Raw genomic sequence first — 13,856 nt, 5'->3', positions numbered from 1 at the left:
TGTCGGAGTCACACTGCAGAGTGATACTCAACTAGTTGATCGCTGATCTCTAAGCCCTGACGGCGCAGGCTGTCCAGCACTTGTCGGGTGAATCTTTGGGCAGGTCGGTAGTGGGTGCTTTGATCACTGATCATGAGGACCTTTCCCTGGCTTGCTGCGATTTCCCCCGCGCCGGCGACTGGCTCACCTGCCAAGAAGCTGGAATGGTGGAATTCGCCGAGTATGTGGAATGGTGCCGAGTAGAGATTTCCATCTTTGTCCATCGCGAAGATTGCTCGGCCTCCGTTCGGCGTCCACAGGGTGCGGGCCGATGCGGTATCGAACAGGTTCCCTTTGCTGTCATACAGCCGTCCGTCGCGCACTACGAGCCGGAACTGCTCCCGTTCGACTTCGGTCAAGTATCTAACAGCCTTCCCATCCCATACGGCATTCCCGGGCATGTTCTCACCGCGAAAATCCGGTTGAATCGGCGTCGTTGCGTACTCCTCCGTAAAGGTCTCGAGGTCCTCGCTTGTCAATCGGGTCACAACGCCTGGGTCTATTCGCGTCACCGACAGCAACTCGTCGATCGCCCCACTCGGGTCGGATTCGTGTGTTGCGTCGACGAGAACAATGTCGTCACTTTCGTCCCAGAACGGCGTGAACATGCCAAGAACTCTCCCGGAAGCCATCCTCAGCGGAAGATAGGTGCCAAATTCGGTCCCCCAATAGAATCCGCGAGAGATTCTCGTCTCGATATCGTTGACGCTCAACGAAATGCGTGCGACGGGTATGGCATTCTTGAATGCCGATATGCTGTCTTCGGGCAGCCGATGATAGGGCAAAACGGGCCATGGGCGCATACGGTCCATGCGTGCCACGACACGACTTACAAACTCCCGCAACTCCGCCGGACCCTGCCGCATTGGGACAGTAGCCGGGATGGGGGAATCGGCCGCTAGACCATTCGATAGTATCTGATACTCCTCATCCTGAGTCAATGAGGAGATAGGCTTCGTTACCAGACCGTGCGCAATTCTGTCTACAACACTGTCGTCTAACTCGTTCTCGAACTGCACTGAGTACAGTATCGAATTTACGACACCCTGCCAGTGGCTCACGTCGCTCCCTTCATTGTGGTGGCGCCTCGAAACGGACTTGTCCTGGATCAATCGGGATGCCCATGTTTCTGAGCAGATCTATTGCTTGCATCGTATGTCCGCGAGAGGGTCGGTAATGCCCGCTCGAGTCAGTCACCATCTGGAGTTCACCATCGATTACGACCAACTCTCCTGCGGCGGCAACATTTCCGCCGGCCAGGAAGCTGGAATGATGGAAGAGTCCGGGCTCATGATAGTTGGATGCGTAGAGATTGCCGTGCTCGTCCATGACGAATATTGCCCGACCCGCACCGCCGTGGGCGGTGACGCCGGCACTTGTATCGAATAATGTCCCGGTCGCATCGTAGATCAGTCCGTCTACGATATAGAGCCTGGTTTGCTGACGCACGATTTCGTCCAGATACGCAACCCATCTTCCGGGTGGCCAGACGGAATTCCCGACCTCATGCTCGCCCCGGTACGTGGAATTCATTTCCTGTGTCGTAAACGGCGGGCCGACGCTGTATGGAAGATCCGTGAAATATTGCGGTGCCGTCGATCGTTGAGGAATGCTCGTGGGAGAAGGACGTCTCGGCGCAGCCGCCTGGGGCCGCTGATTCGGCGGGGTACGTGGTGGTGTCGATGGGATGTTTCGACTCGGCCGCACCCCGAAGAGCTTTCGAACCATTCGCCGAATGGATCCGGTCGAGCGCTGTTCAGGGTTCGGCGATGCCCACGATTGGTGCCACTGGGGAGTCTCGGGGGTGAAATCAGGATGGTTACCAAAGGGGCGATTGGCGGCCCCTGTCGGCGAATTCGAACCGGGCGGGTTCGTCGGCGGCGGGGCCGATTCAGGCGCGCGATGATCCGGTGAACGAGGAGGGATTTGACCGCGGACGTCCGGTCCCGCCGGAACATGCTGGGGTCGAGGCTGATTCGGCGATTCCGTCCGGGGGGAGCTCGGCGGCGACACCGCAGCATTGGGCAGGCCCCCTGTTGCATCGGGACGAATCGCGGGACTGGCAGGCTGGGTGGGGAGGTCCAGAGACGAATCGGTGGTGACCGAACCGGGAGTTGTTCGTGGGGAAGTAGGCACCGAGGCGGGTGTGGCCTGGTCGATTTCGTCGCTGATCCGTTGGACGTCACTGGGCGACAGTTCACTCTCTGTTGCCGGATCCAAACCGAGCTGGTCTCGCAACATCGCGAGGAGGTTGTCGAGGTCGGCGTCGGTCGGTGTGCTGTGCGGATTTGCCGGGTCGAGGTCGATGGTCATATCGGCTGCGCCTGGGGCGCTGACCGGGACGAGGTCAACCATCATCCAATCGCCGGACGGGAGCCTGCTGCCGTGATTGAAGTGAAGATCTACCGCGAGTTGGGCTCGTTCGATCAGCGCGTGGACGAGGGCTGGATCGAGGTGGCCTGCGCCGGATATACCAACCCCGACGCGAAGCATCGATACCGGTGCATTGAATGCTGCGGTGAACCTGGCAACGGTGAAACGACGACCCCCTCCGGGCGCGGTAACTGGAACGACGCCACCGTCTGGCCGCTGCGATCGCAAATTATCGCGGGCCGCACGCGCTTGATTTGCGTTGTCCACCTGCTGCGGGGTCGGTGAGGAAACTGAAGGTGCAGGTTGTGCCGTCACGCTGCCGTGCTGGTTCGGTGGCAGCGGCGTGGATTCAGTGCTTGGGCTCAGCGGTTGGCTTTGAGTACCGGTCGGGATCGACGCTGAAGCCGCTGCGGCAGCAGGCAATTGCGGCGTTGGTTGTGCAGCAGTTTCAGACGGGTTGTGTTGCGCGGTGCTCGGTGACTGCCGTGTCGCTTCAGCCGATCGGTCGTCATCGTCATTTCGACCGCCGGTTTGGGGCGACGAGCCGCCTACGCTTGGATGTCGCCCGCCTGTATCCAGATTCCGTCCTGGCGGTGTCTGCTCATCGCGCGGCCCGCTGTTTTCACCGCGAGCATGTCCTCCTGGCCGTCCGCTACTGTCACTGAGTAGTCCGCCTTGTTGATCGTCAGTTCCCGGTCGAGTTGATCCTCCGCCCCCCCGAACCGGTAGGTCACTTCCGTTTCCGTCTCCGACTTCTTCTGAAAGACCAGATAGATCGCCAAGAGCGGACCTCCATTCATCGATGTTCTCGCCCGTTCGCGGTGGTCGCAAAGCTTGCCAGTTGAAGCTCTCGTTAGCGAACCGATGGGCGTCCTGATACGAGGAACCCGGATGTTCGGCATAGTACCGCGCCTCTGCCAGCTCGTGCTCGAGCAGCACAATATCGGCAGGAGTCGGTCTCCCCAGCGACATCCGAATCCAAGCCTCCGCGATATCGGCGTCGGCGTCGTAGCGGCGATTTTCGAAACCAATCGGCTTGCCATCATCGTCACGGACCGTGAGCGGGTGCTCTTCCCGAAAAAGGTGGTTCTTTACCTGTTCGATCTCAGCACGAGTGAACCCGCTGGTGCCATCCGGGCGTTCTACCTCCGCGAGTTCGGCGACCATACGATTCAGGTCGTTGTCGGTGCCTCGGAAGTGGTCGTACGCGCCCTCGGCCCACGCCACTTGCGCGGTCTCGTCGTAGATGTTGCGGGGTCGGCGTGCGCCACCTGTCTCGGCATAGTCCGTTGGCCCGGCAGGACTGCCTGGCGGTGACGTCGGGGATAAGGGTGCAGTGGTGTTCGGCCTCGACTGCGGTGGGGTGGTCGTCGTCGAGGCATGAGATCGGTTGGTCGGCGGAGACGATGGAGGCTGGATAATCGGGAGCTGAGCGGCTGTCGGTGCCGAGCCTGCTGAGGCCGGCGAGTTCGATGGGGGTGTGTTCGCTCTGGGCGATGTTGCGGTCGAGGTTGGAACATGAGCGATCGGCGGTGTCGGCGCTGACGTAGGCGTGGTCGGGGGTGATGCCATGGAAGTGGGAGCTGTGGCGAGCGACGGACTTCCGGACTGAGCGGGCGGGGATGTTGTCGTGGAAGCGGCGGCAGCCGAGGTGTCCGTGGGGGTAGGGCGGCTGGCGTCGGGGTTGTTCGTGGGTGTCGGCGGTGGTGACGCGGTGGAGGGCGTCGGGTTGGTGGCAGCGGGAATCGACGTGGCTGGTTGCTGAGGCGTCGATTCCGGTGCGGTGGGCGTCGTCGGGGGCGGTGTTGCCGCCTGGGGGTTCGGCGAGGTGATGCCCGGTTGTTCGGTGGCAATCGGTGTCGCGGGCGTCGGATTCTGTTGTCCGGTTGGGGTGTTCGCCGGCGTGTTATCGGACTGAGTGCTCGACTGGGGTGGGGGTTCTTGCGAGGGGAGATCCAGTGGCGAGCCCGCGTTGCTCAGGGAACTGGGCGAGGATACTGAGGCGCTGGTGGGCGGGTTGCTGGGGCTATCGGTGGCCGGATTGGTAGAAGGGCTGCTAGGTGGTGGCGATGTATCGGTGCCGTTGGTGGACGAAATCGGGGTATCGCCCTGGACCGGAGTTGCGGTGGGGCCGTCGGTATTCGGGGTCGACGGTGCGGATTCAACGGCCGGTGGAGTTGCGGTGGGCCCGCTGGTGTTCGGGGTCGATGGCGAAGAGTCGACGGGCTGGGACTCAGCACCGTTCGGAGCCGACGATGGTGCGGGAGTGTCGCCGCCGTCAGGCGTGGCTCCGGCACCGCCGTCCGTATTCGGCGGAGCTGAGTCGCTGGTTGGCGGAGTTCCGTTCGCGCCATTGCTATTTGGATCAGCAGTGGTGGGCACACCTTGCGCAGGGGTGTCGGGTGCACTGTTCTGGGGTGAGGTCGCAGCACCGTCCGCGCTCGGTTCACCAGTAGAAGCGGGAGCAGTCGGCGAGCCGGGGTCCGTTGCGGCAGGAGTAGTCGGGGCGCCAGTGTCGGTCGGGCTGCCGATATCGGTTCCTGCCGGGGTGGTCGGAGGACCACCAGCAGGGCTGCCGTTGCCAGCTGGTGACTGATCCCCACCCTCTGCCGGTGCGCCGGTCCCCGCAGGAGCTGTCGCACCCGGGGTTTCAGTACCGAGCTCGGGAACTGTTGGGGCCGCGGCATTCCCACCACTACCACTGGAATCGATCGCGCTCTGCACCCCACCCGCCCCAGCACTGGTAAAGGTATCGACCCCGATATCGAGCTGGAATTCCCGGTCCATGAACGCCGCACCCACACCAGCAGCAGCGACCTGGGCCGACACATCAGCACCCAATTCGGTGACAGTGCCACCGACGACCTTGGTCGCGGCCTTACCGACCACCGACGACGCAGCATCACCGAGCGCACCGGTCCCCCCACCGAGAACACCACCGACCGCGCCACCGACAGCACCACCCAAAGTCGCCAATCCCAGATCGGCCAACCCGAACTTGCCGGTACTGCGGTCACCGTTGGAGACCTGGATCAGCCGGGCAGCCAGATCGACACCGCCTTCTTCGGCTGCCTCGAACACCGCACCCCACAACGCCATCCGACCCGCAGCTTTCGCCGCGGCACGAGTGAGCATCCGAGCGATGAGCTGTCTGATCGCGAGCCTAACCGCGATCTGGCCCGCGATCCGCGCGGCCGCCGACGCGATCAACCCGACACCGGTCCACGCGGTCGCGAGGATCTCGACCGCGGTCACGATCATCGTGCCGATGATCACCATCTTGGTGTGCTCGATATCGTTGGCACCGTCTTCGAGCAACTCGGCTTGAGATTCACACCACTTACGGACCGCGGCGAAAGTAGCCTGATCCCCGGCCAATAGTTTGTCGCGGATCGTCGCGATCGAGATGTGAGTTTCACCTTCGGAGATCGCCGACAACACCACGTTCAACACTTTGACGGCGTCGTCATCGACAGTGTTGAGGGTGTTGGCCATCGCGGTCCACCCATCAGCAACCCGCCGCATCGCGGTTTCGTCACCATCGGGCCAATCACCGGCTCCGAGAATGTATTTCGCGACCCATTGCAGCTCGTCGGGGATCTCGATACCCATCTACAACGAACCCGCTGCCTGACCGAGAGCGCCGGCCTGGGAGGTGTCCTGGTTCTGGAACGTGTCAGCGACGGTGACCATGTTCTGCCCCAACTGGGTCATCACCGACGCCAACCCAGTCACCGCTTTCTGGCCGGGATCTACACCGGGGGTGTAATTCTTGGCGAACGCGGCACCGACCTCGTCACCACCCCAACACTCCCCCTCCGCCGCGATGACCGCAGCCAAGGCCTGCGCGGCGGTGGTGATCGTGGACGCGACCGCGACGAACCCTGGTTGGGTGTTACGCAGCGCTTCGGGATCGACGTTGACCGAACTCATCGCAGATAGCTTCGGTTACGGAAGTAGTCGCCTTCTTCGTCGTCGGAGTCATCGACGAGACTGGGTGCAGCATCCACGACCGGTTCCGGCAACGGCGGAGGCGGCGGAGTCAACTGGGCGATCATGTCTTTCATACTCGGAGCACCAGGGATCAAGTCGGACAGGTCCGGCATCGACGCCGACAACGGGCCTACCGCTTGCTGTTGGATCTGCGAGGTTTGCCGCGACAGTTCCGCGATCGCTTCGGTGACCGAGGCCCCCAACGATTCCGGGGTCGTCCGTTTGAAGGCATCGGCGGTGATATGGACTTCCGACACACCCGCGATCGTGCCCGACACCCGCACCAACCCATCTGCGGACCACACACTCACCAGCGCCGTCGCCTGGGATTGCGCGTCGAGCAACGCTGATTTCTCGGCGTTGAAGGTATCGAGCATCGAATCGATCTGCGCACGCAACGCGTTGTTCTCAGCCCGGGTGGGCGCCGACCAGTCGTCCATGAACCCTCGATCCGATAGATAGCATGTCACTTGGTTGGACGCACGAGACCCTCCGATGGTTGCATCATGTGAGCGGAATCTCATGTCACTGCAGAACGTCGAATCTGTGTTCCGATCAACGTCGTTGTCCGTCCGGACTACTCCTACCGGTACTGCCGCTCGTCTTGGCGAAGCCTTGCAACCGCGGAATCAATCCAGGAGGTGAAGATCGCTGTGAGTTTTCCGGGCGTTGCAGGTCGGATGTCAAGATGTGTGCTGTTGCGCTGTTCGACATAGCGTCCATCACCGGTAATGTCGCGCCACTGGATGAAGCGATGCCGCTCCGGACGTGCGTGGTAATCGCCGAGCCGAAGCACGGCATGACCGCCACCGTCTGTGGGGCGATCCATGACGCGCCGAAAACGACTGTGCTCGGTGCCGCGATGGTCGTCCGCGAAGTAGCTTGCCGGTTGGGCCGTAGGCGGCTTGACATCATCGAGGTGGAAAGTCTCCGGCGACGCCGTGCCCGGGGTACAGGGCGGGATCGCCGCGACGATCGCTGCCGGGAGGTTCTCCGGGCTGAGCAAATCGGCACGGATACTGCCGAACTCGCCGTTCATCGCGGTTTGGAAGAGGACAGCCGCGTAGTGGTTCGTATGAGCACCAACGATGCGGTACTGCTTGTGCGTTGTGCCGTCGCCCTGATGATGGCGGACTGTGCTGCCGATGATTTCCACTCGCATGTCGCAGCGGGACACAGTGTGCATCAGTAGGTCGATACGCTGCCTTTCATCCGTACCACAGCTCGCTCGCACCGCTGCCTGGTGCGCATCGAGTTCCTCGAGGGTGGGGAATCGACTGCGATAGCGCAAAGGCGCGGGCATCTGGTCGTTGGCTTCGTTGAACCAATGGGTGGCGAATGTGTCCGGTTCCCAATTCCAGGTCATGGCTTTATCTCCCTCATGCCCCGATTACTCCACCCGGCGGCAGCGCGGGCGGCTGGGTACCGAGCAGTTCCGACTCTCTGTCGTACACCAAGTAGTCCGGCGTGGTGTGCTCGTCGTCCTCGCTGCCGTTACCACCACGACCACCACCGGCGCCCATCCCGCCCATACCGGGCATACCGTTGCGCCCTGCCGCAGTGGAACCCGCCGATGCAGCCACACCGGTGCCAGCTCGAACCCCAGCCGGTGTACCGGGCACTGCCTTACCTGGAGACCCACCTGCACCGACCCCAACGCCAGCGCCCACACCACTACCACCAGGGCTCCCCCCGGACCCGGCTGGACTTCCGCCGGTCGGAGAGCCAGAACCTGGCTGACCGGATGATGGGCCAGCGGACTGCGGTGTTGTCGATTCAGGGGTCGTCGACTGTGGTGTGGTGGATTCCGGCGTCGACGAATCCTCATCCTCGGTCGTATCGTCCTCATCAGTGGACAATTGCGGATCCTCAGTTGTGGGATCTTCGGTCGTGGGGTTATCGGTAGTCGACTGCGGTGTGGTGGCCGGGTTGCCGGTACCACCCCCACCACCATTGCTGCCGCCATTGCCGCCGTCACCTTGAGGCAGGTCCTTGGACGACACCGGATCCTTTGGCTGCGGCAGCACCGGAATCGCCGCAGCGGTATTGGTAATCGGTGTGACATACTGATTCTGTGCCACCTTTTGGGCCGCCGCTTCAGCGTCTTTATCAGGATCGCCGTCGAGCCAGTCGAACCAACTCTGTGGGTCTTCGGTATACTTAGGCATCTCGGTTTTTGTCTTTTGCACCGCGTCAACCGCCTCGCCAACCCGCGTGCTCAACGCGTTCAATGCCGGGGTGAGATTCTGGGCGTCGGTAGCATAGTCCGAAATCGCTTGCCTCGCAGCCGTAGCCGCGGTTCCGCTCCACGCAGACGCACTGGAGCGATTTATCCGGGCAGCGAAGGTCTCGACGTCCCGTTGCCACCCGGCGGCAATCTTCGCATAATCGGCTTTAGCCTCGGTCGCCGGGTCGGTCACCAGTGGATCAAAGGTATTTTTCAGGACTATGTGCGAAACGTTCGACATATTATCGGTCGCGCATCTCTGAGCGATCGCCGAAATCTCGAATTCCAACCCACTCATTTCCGCCCCTGGAATCCATGCGGCACTGTGTTCATCAATTCTGTGTACTTCGCGGCGAATTCCGAGTCGGACTGCTGATACCTGCTGGCAATCTCGCGATGTAATTGCTGAATACCGTCGATGATGTCCCAGTGCTTCTGCAAGGTGGAGTGCACGTCGTTTCCACCCCCGTCGCCCTTCGCCTTCGCGCGGAACCGCCCAACCAGGATAGGGCCAGACTTGAGCCAGTCACTGAGATCGCCCAAGCCCCATACCTCACGGTTGGCGATAGATTCTGCGATGCCTTGATACTCCTGGATCTGATCCTTCATAGCCTGACAATCACGCTCGATGTATACAAACTCCTCGACATTTACATACAAGTCGTCACTGAATGAAACCGACAACTGCCCCTCCTTGGCCGCGTCAATCAGCCCCTGCATTGGCCGCTCACCTGCCATAACCTCTTCCCCCTCCTGTTCGACGAAACATGCAACGCCTATGATCCGGACGCGATCAACGGAATGACTTTCTGCGCCACTGACATTCCGATCTCACACGCGTTGAGATGGCCGGTTACTGGCCGCGAGCTGGGATTAGATACCAAGAACTCAAGACTGCCCGCTTGCATCTGGACGTTTAGCGTGCAGCTCTCGACGCCGGTTCGGTCGGAAGATTGGTGCGTCGTCAAAACGGTGCGCCCGTCCACGACGTCTTCGCGACCCGGAAAGTTCTTTTCCCGCAACATGTCCAGAGTGAGGTTGGTGAGGCTCATGGTCGTGGTGTAGCCATCCGACACGATGTATCGACAACCCTGCCACTTGATCTTGCCACGCGAGGTGTTGTCATCGGTCGTCCCCTTGCGCAACCCAGGAGTGATCGACGTCAACACATCTTGCGGAATGTTGCACGGATCAATCCCCGTCGGCACATTCTCAGCGATCCCGTCCGACGCTGCCGTACTCGTCGGGCTCCCGACCACCGGACCGCCAGATGACCCGCACCCGGCCAGCGCCAAGGCTCCGACCAGCACGACAACACTCGATAGCGCTCGCATACCCACCCCAACGCCCTGCCGGGCCTAGACTGGCGCCCACAATATCACTAGCGCCCCATCGTGCGCGGCTGTCGTTGATCCCTCCCCAGTGCAGACCTGAAGGTCCAGGGACACAGCCATATTCGCCAGCCATGCGTCCGCGACAGCCCTCATCCCTAGCCGGACAGTCCAGTAATGTCACGTCGGAGCTGGGAGGTCTCGCGGGGTAGTGCACACCGCAGTCGGTCGGTGAAAATTGAGTGGAACCGAACGCACCCCCGGCGCGTCCAAGGTAGAAGAGGACACCGAACTGAGAGGGGGATGCGGTGAACTGGCTCGCCAGAATCGACAGCATCACCAACGAACATATCGATGCTGCCCGACAGACCCAAGACCGCGTCGAACAGGTCCAGCGCGAAGCTGATCGAGCGATACAGCAGATCGGGGAGCGTGTCGCCGCGATGGGGTTCGGCCCCGAGACGCCCGGGGAACGGGCCGCTCGCGAGGCACGCGAGGAACAGGATCGACTCATGCGCGAATACCGGTTGCGACAGGAAGCGGCCGCGGCCGAACGTCCACGGGAAGGCTACGTGCAGCCGACCGACTGGACGGATCTGGACGAAGCTCGTTCGCAGGGATACGGGCGCGACTCATGGCTGGTGTGAATAAACACAAAGGCGTTGCCGATACCTTTTTAAGGGGAATGGTCGATGAGTGACTTTCTGAGCATGGATTCGGATACCGTACGAGCGCAGGGGGGGAAGCTTCAGGCCACTGCGCAGGAACTGACTGCCGTCGCCGGGTCATGGGGAAACATGTTCGCAGCGGGCGATTTGGGAGAAGAATACGCGGCAGAAGCACAGGCAATTGTTACTGGCTTCGAGAAAACGATAGCCGCTGTCAAGAACTGGTCGCAGGCTTGCACAGCGTTCGGCGATGCGCTCACGAACAGCGCCAACAGCTTGCAGTACACCGATACCCAGTTTTCCGACGCGATCGGCAAAGTATCGGTCGATAACACCGGCAACCTCATCACGGGGGGGAAATAGGCGATGGGGGACAACTCCAAGATTGGACTCGGTAACGGTAACCCCGGATCGTGGGTTACCGTTAATGGCACCGGCGAAGACCGATCTGCGGTATGGGCAGGATACGGAAAACATAGCGCTGGTGACGTCCGGGTAAATGAGTCACTGTCCAGCGATTCCGGCGCCTACAACCCCGAATACGATGCGTACAAAATCCTGAGTGGCGGCTACGCCGGGTTCAGTACCGCCAGGTTGCGCTGGTTCTATCTCGTAGCAGCACGATACGCCTTCTCCGGCCAAGGCGGAGAAACAAACGCGACCGGAATCTCAATCGAAGCAGAACGCGCGATCAACAAACCCTATTACCAGCAAGAGTATATGCAGCTAAACAACTTGGTTGGTGCCGCTCAGCGAATATCTGCCGCAATGCCGAAAATTGAGACCGCGCAGACCGATCAAGAGCAGGTAGTCCGCGTTCTCGAGGGTTCCTGGCAAGGCACCAGCGGGGCAGCAGCAAAGGACAGGTTGAGCAAACTCAACACATGGTCCGACGAGGCAGCGAGCGAGATCAGCCAACTACCCGGGGTTATCAACGCCGCTGTTGATGGGATCAAGAGTTGCATTCAGCGGAAGGCCAACGCCTTTGCGGAACTATCCGGCGTCACCAAGATAAACGGCGTCGAAATGACAAACGGCGACAGTGGCGGAAACGGCATCAACCTCCGCGATGACGACGATGCAGCGGCAGGCAATGATGACGTTTCGATGATCATCAACTACGCAGCACGGCGCGGTGTTGGCGATACCGTTCGCGCCCGGATACAAGTATTGGCCGACAACGGAGTATTCGGCCCAGACCGCGGCGGACTGCAGCACTTCGCTCCCGGCAAGAAGCCACACTATAGCGACGGCAACGACGTAGGCTGGGAAATTTTCGACTACCAAGCCACGCAACTATGCGATCAATGGCGCAAGCAATTTCGCGAGAGCGCGGAGGGATATTTCAGAGCGTACACAAATCTCTGCACCGAGACCGATGCGGCCGTCAAGGCATATTTGAAAGTCGTCACTGATGCACTGAACAATGTCGAGCGCCTGTCTGCACCCCCAGCTCCTGAATCCACTGGTCAGCCAGGGGCGAAGACGCCGGAAACCCCCTCCACCGGCACCCCGTCGACGGGAACCCCATCGACGGGAACCCCCACAACCGATACCCCCACCGACGACACGGCCACGAATCCGGCGGCAACTCCCACCACGAAAACTCCGACAACCACCGACGATGATGATGATGACTCATCCACGGACCTCAGCAGCTTGTTGTCCACAGTGTCGAGCGGACTGTCAACACTGAGCTCGGTGGTCAGCGAACTGTCGAGCCTCACCTCGGGATCAACAGCATCGGGCGAATCGATCGCCGAGTCGATCGGCACCGGCCTCAGCACGCTGGGAACATCGATCACCAGTGGCATCGAGCAGCTGAGCAGCTTGTTCAACGGGAGCAATTCCACCGAATTCAACATCGCCGGAACCACTCTCAGCTTGGCAACGGGTGAAGACGGTCAGCTCAAGCTCACGACAACAGACTCCGCGGGCACAGCCCACGAGTACGGCCTCACGCTGAACGAAAGCGGCATCCCGGTAGTAACCGACAACACTTCAACAGACTCCCCCACCATCGGTGAGCCATCGACGAACTCGGGCCAAGGCCCTACAGGCCTCGAAGACGGCGGCACGTCATCGAGCGCAACGCCCAACCCCACCGGCTCACTCAACGCCAAAGGTCAAGAAGCCGAACACAACCCGGGCAGTTACGCCGGCGCTCCGTCCTGGACAGCGGAAGACGAGATCGACAACGAACATCGGTCATCAATCCCCGAGAGCGGCCAGCCGCTGCCCCCAGATAGTTCAGGCGCCCAACTGGCAGAAGCAGGTCCCCTGTAGCTCCTTCGATCAGAAGAAAAGGTTCGATTACGACCTACGAATTCAAGGTTGTACCCGATGACTTGGACAAGACATCGGACCAGCTCGAAACACTCGCCGTCGGCAGTGCAAAGGCCGTCGATTACGCCAAGAATAACCTCGACCTGGAAGGAAACGCCGGCCTCGCCCTGAAACCCGTTATGGATGAATTGATTTCGGCTTGCAGCGAGCTGTCCACGAACTACACACGAATGGGCTCCATCACGAGCGCAGCCGCCACGGAACTGGAGAAGGCCGCAGCAATGTACAGAACCAAGGACTTGGCCTGGGCCGAAGCGATGGACAAGACCTACTCGACCAAGGTTGGAAAATGACCGGGACCACAGATCCAACAGCGACCCTCGTCACCCCCGAAGTAGAGGTCTGGTGGGAGCAAGGGGGGAAGCTGGTCGATTTCGCGCTCGGAAATGCGTACAGCGTAACCAGTTACTTGAATCTAATAATCTCTTTGACCGGGTGGAACCCGATCGAAGAGGCGCAGAAATCTCTCGGCGGCGACTGGGAAGGACTACTCAAGGCAGCCAAGGCTGTAGAAAATCTCGCCAGCTTCAATACAGCCTACAGCGACGCAATAGACGAGGCGATGAAGAACATCGATTCATCGTGGCGTGGCAATGCGGCAACTAGCGCTGACAGCTATTTCTCGAAACTGACTGCGGCTATCGACGGACAGGTCGAACCGTTGTCGCTAATTTCCAATACGATCGCATCGTTCGCATGGGAAGCGTTCGGCATCGCGCAGGCTATACAAGCGCTATTATTGGAGTTGGGCGATCTCGTAATCAAATGGGTTCTCACTCAAGCTGCAGTTGAGTCCCGCATAGTGGTGTAGCGCACGGTGATCGAGCTCGACGCATCGACGACAGAGCGGTCACCGTGTGATCCTTCGAGGAATCTCTC

Annotated in this window: 13 protein-coding genes; 5 read left to right on the top strand and 8 right to left on the bottom strand. The window is 60.7% G+C overall.

Going from position 1 to position 13,856, the window contains the following annotated elements:
* Window positions 1–8: 8 nt before the first annotated feature.
* The 8 genes from ACFWUP_RS24230 to ACFWUP_RS24195 all read right to left on the bottom strand — a co-directional run bounded on the left by ACFWUP_RS24230 (window position 9) and on the right by ACFWUP_RS24195 (window position 9,942).
* A complete protein-coding gene (locus tag ACFWUP_RS24230) occupies window positions 9–1,058 on the bottom strand; it encodes a hypothetical protein (protein ID WP_379237948.1) in 1,050 nt (349 codons plus the stop codon).
* A gap of 52 nt (window positions 1,059–1,110) precedes the next feature.
* Window positions 1,111–6,024 (bottom strand): hypothetical protein, encoded by a 4,914-nt coding sequence (locus ACFWUP_RS24225; RefSeq protein ID WP_379237946.1) that lies wholly within the window; start codon window positions 6,022–6,024, stop codon window positions 1,111–1,113.
* Window positions 6,025–6,345, bottom strand: coding sequence for a type VII secretion target (locus ACFWUP_RS24220; protein ID WP_379237944.1), 321 nt, complete (start codon window positions 6,343–6,345; stop codon window positions 6,025–6,027).
* Entirely contained in the window at window positions 6,342–6,845 is a 504-nt protein-coding gene (locus tag ACFWUP_RS24215) for a YbaB/EbfC family nucleoid-associated protein (protein ID WP_379237942.1), read from the bottom strand. The genes ACFWUP_RS24220 and ACFWUP_RS24215 overlap by 4 nt, the downstream gene beginning before the upstream one ends.
* Window positions 6,846–6,988: 143 nt before the next feature.
* The gene (locus ACFWUP_RS24210) at window positions 6,989–7,771 is read right to left on the bottom strand and encodes an ESX secretion-associated protein EspG (protein WP_379237940.1); all 783 of its coding nucleotides are present in this window, start codon (window positions 7,769–7,771) and stop codon (window positions 6,989–6,991) included.
* Window positions 7,772–7,784: 13 nt separating this feature from the next.
* Window positions 7,785–8,930: a WXG100 family type VII secretion target gene (locus tag ACFWUP_RS24205; protein WP_379237938.1), complete on the bottom strand. Its 1,146-nt coding sequence runs from the start codon at window positions 8,928–8,930 to the stop codon at window positions 7,785–7,787.
* Window positions 8,927–9,370: a hypothetical protein gene (locus ACFWUP_RS24200; protein ID WP_379237936.1), complete on the bottom strand. Its 444-nt coding sequence runs from the start codon at window positions 9,368–9,370 to the stop codon at window positions 8,927–8,929. Before ACFWUP_RS24200 ends, ACFWUP_RS24205 begins: the two co-directional genes overlap by 4 nt.
* A gap of 38 nt (window positions 9,371–9,408) precedes the next feature.
* Window positions 9,409–9,942: a DUF3558 domain-containing protein gene (locus ACFWUP_RS24195; RefSeq protein ID WP_379237934.1), complete on the bottom strand. Its 534-nt coding sequence runs from the start codon at window positions 9,940–9,942 to the stop codon at window positions 9,409–9,411.
* Between the two features lie 329 nt (window positions 9,943–10,271).
* Between ACFWUP_RS24195 and ACFWUP_RS24190 the strand changes: the two genes are divergently transcribed.
* From ACFWUP_RS24190 to ACFWUP_RS24170, 5 genes are read left to right on the top strand one after another with little or no spacing between them, the layout of a single operon-like run.
* Window positions 10,272–10,610: a hypothetical protein gene (locus tag ACFWUP_RS24190; protein ID WP_379237932.1), complete on the top strand. Its 339-nt coding sequence runs from the start codon at window positions 10,272–10,274 to the stop codon at window positions 10,608–10,610.
* 45 nt (window positions 10,611–10,655) lie between these two features.
* A complete protein-coding gene (locus ACFWUP_RS24185; protein ID WP_379237930.1) occupies window positions 10,656–10,994 on the top strand; it encodes a hypothetical protein in 339 nt (112 codons plus the stop codon).
* A gap of 3 nt (window positions 10,995–10,997) precedes the next feature.
* Window positions 10,998–12,917: a hypothetical protein gene (locus ACFWUP_RS24180; protein WP_379237928.1), complete on the top strand. Its 1,920-nt coding sequence runs from the start codon at window positions 10,998–11,000 to the stop codon at window positions 12,915–12,917.
* An 8-nt stretch (window positions 12,918–12,925) separates the two neighbouring features.
* Window positions 12,926–13,270, top strand: a complete 345-nt coding sequence (locus tag ACFWUP_RS24175; protein ID WP_379238109.1) for a type VII secretion target — start codon at window positions 12,926–12,928, stop codon at window positions 13,268–13,270.
* Window positions 13,267–13,788 carry a hypothetical protein gene (locus ACFWUP_RS24170; protein WP_379237926.1) on the top strand — a complete coding sequence of 174 codons (522 nt, stop codon included), beginning with the start codon at window positions 13,267–13,269 and terminating at the stop codon, window positions 13,786–13,788. Before ACFWUP_RS24175 ends, ACFWUP_RS24170 begins: the two co-directional genes overlap by 4 nt.
* Window positions 13,789–13,856: the final 68 nt, after the last annotated feature.

This window comes from Nocardia sp. NPDC058658 (assembly GCF_042716665.1).
Taxonomy (GTDB): domain Bacteria; phylum Actinomycetota; class Actinomycetes; order Mycobacteriales; family Mycobacteriaceae; genus Nocardia.
The sequence above is the reverse complement of the archived record's forward strand: the minus strand, read 5'-3'. Positions and strand labels throughout refer to the sequence as shown.